Genomic DNA, 2,169 nt, shown 5'->3' on the forward strand with positions numbered 1-2,169 from the left:
GGAGGAGGGCATCCGAGCTTCCTCTACGTGTGGTGGGCTGGAGAGGAGTAGAAGGGACGGGTGGCCGGCGGGCCCGGACGGGGTGGGGGCGTTCACGTGGGGCCTCCGGGGTGTGCGGTGAGTACGGGAGCCGGCCGGGCCGCCACCGCGCCGCCGGACCCGGACCGGGCTAACGCGGACGACTCGGCGAACTCGGCGAGCGCGCCGCCGAGTACGTCGATGCCGCGCAGGTAGTCGGCGAGCAGGATGTGCTCGTGGTCCGAGTGGTCCAGGTCGCTGTCGCCGGGCCCGTAGGTCGCCATCGGGACCGGCCACACCTCGGCCAGCGTGTTCATGTCGGAGGTGGCGGTCTTCAGCACGGGCGTGGGCGCGCCGCCGGTACGGCGGATCGCGGCCGACAGGGCCCGGACGACCGGGTCGCGGCGGGGGCTGCGGACGGCTGACACGCTGTTGAGCGTATCCAGATCCCCGCCCCGCAAAGCAGCCGTCAGCCGGGTGCGCAGGGCCTCCTCGTCGAAGCCGGGCGGGGTGCGGTAGCTCAGCTCCAGCACGGCGTCCTCCAGGTCGCCGCTGATCGACACCAGGGTGACCCCGGGCCGGTCGAAGACCGCGTGGCTGGGGTCGGGCCCGGCGGCGGCGAGCGCGTCGTGCCAGAAGGCGGCCGCGGCCTCGGACGCCTTCTCGGCCGGGTTGCTGGGGTGGGTGGCGGGGCGCGAGACGCGGTAGCGCAGGTCGAGCTTGCCCTTGTAGCCGACGACGATGTTCTGCCAGCCGCTGGGCTCCCCCACGATCAGCGCGTCCGGCTGTCGCCAGGTTCGGCGCACGTGCATGGCCCCGCGCGAGCCGGGCGTCTCCTCCTCGACCACGCCGGCCACCACCAGGGTGCCGGGGAAGTCCCGGGCGCGGGCGGCGGCCGACACCATGGCGGCCAGCGGGCCCTTGGCGTCCACCGAGCCGCGGCCGAACAGCGCGTCGCCGGTGCGGCGTACCTCGACGTCTCCGGGGACGGTGTCCACGTGGCTGAGCAGCACCACGGTCGGGCCGTCACCGGTGCCGGTCCGGCCGACCGCGTTGCCGACCTCGTCGACGGTGGCGTCCAGGCCCAGCCCGGTCATCGTCTCGGCGAGGAAGTCGGCCGCCTGGGCCTCGTGGCCGGACACCGAGGGAATGGCCACCAGCCGGTGCAGCAGGTCGACCGCGGCCTCGTCGGTCAGGGGTCGCCTGGTCATCGCGGCGCCACCTCCTCCTCGGGCCGCCGCGCCCGGGGTTCGCCGCCGGCGGCCGGGTCGGGGGCCTCCAGCACGACCCGGGTGGCGTCGCCGGCCAGGGCGCGGCGGACCGGGTCGCGGCGGCGGCCGTCGGCGACCAGCACCCGGCGGGCGCCGCCGCGCAGCGCCTCCTGGGCGGCCACCAGCTTCAGTGCCATCCCGCCGCGGGCCCACCGCGGCGGGCGGCCGGAGCGGGGCACCGTGCACGTCTCCATCACGGACGACTCGTCGGCCGGGTCGCTCTGCACCCCGGGCGCCCCGGTGAGCAGCATCAGGGTGTCCGCGTCGAGTGCGGCCGCGGCGGCGGCCGCGGTGCGGTCGGCGTCGATGTTGACGACCTCGCCGTCCGGGGTGATGGCGGGCGGCGAGATGACCGGCACCATGCCGGCGTCCAGCAGGCTGTGCAGCAGGGGCCCGTTGACGGAGGTGACGACCCCGGAGAGGTTGTCGTGCACCATCACCGTCCGGCCGTCCACCAAGGCCCGCTGGGCCTTCTTGCGGCGGGCCAGCAGCAGCCGGCCGTCCAGCCCGGTCATGCCCATGGCCCGTACGCCGCGGTCGACCAGCGAGCGCACCAGCTTGGGCTTGACCGAGCCGGCCAGGGCCAGGGTGACGACTTCGAGGGTGCGTTCGTCGGTGTGCCGGGCGCTGACGCCGTCCGGGGCGGTCTGCTTGCGCTGCGGTACGCCGAGCCGGTCGGCCAGCCGCTCGATCTCGGCCGAGCCGCCGTGCACCAGGACGACCCGCCGCCCCTCCGCCACCAGGGCGGCGACGTCCGCGCAGACGGCCTCCGGGTCCACGTCGCCGTTGCCGCCGCACTTCACCACGGTGATGGGCGGTTTGTCGCGCTGCTCGCTCATGACGGACTGCTCTCCTTGTCTGGGGTGGGGGCGCCGGGGTC

Annotated in this window: 2 protein-coding genes; both read right to left on the minus strand. The window is 75.7% G+C overall.

Features of this window, described 5'->3' with window-relative positions:
* Positions 1 to 92: 92 nt before the first annotated feature.
* On the minus strand, positions 93 to 1,229 hold the full coding sequence (locus C6N75_RS24470; RefSeq protein WP_105871063.1) for a M20/M25/M40 family metallo-hydrolase: 1,137 nt from the start codon (positions 1,227 to 1,229) through the stop codon (positions 93 to 95).
* A complete protein-coding gene (locus tag C6N75_RS24475) occupies positions 1,226 to 2,128 on the minus strand; it encodes a [LysW]-aminoadipate kinase (protein ID WP_105871064.1) in 903 nt (300 codons plus the stop codon). Before C6N75_RS24475 ends, C6N75_RS24470 begins: the two co-directional genes overlap by 4 nt.
* Positions 2,129 to 2,169 lie beyond the last annotated feature (41 nt).

The organism is Streptomyces solincola, assembly GCF_002982015.1.
Taxonomy (GTDB): Bacteria; Actinomycetota; Actinomycetes; order Streptomycetales; family Streptomycetaceae; genus Streptomyces; species Streptomyces solincola.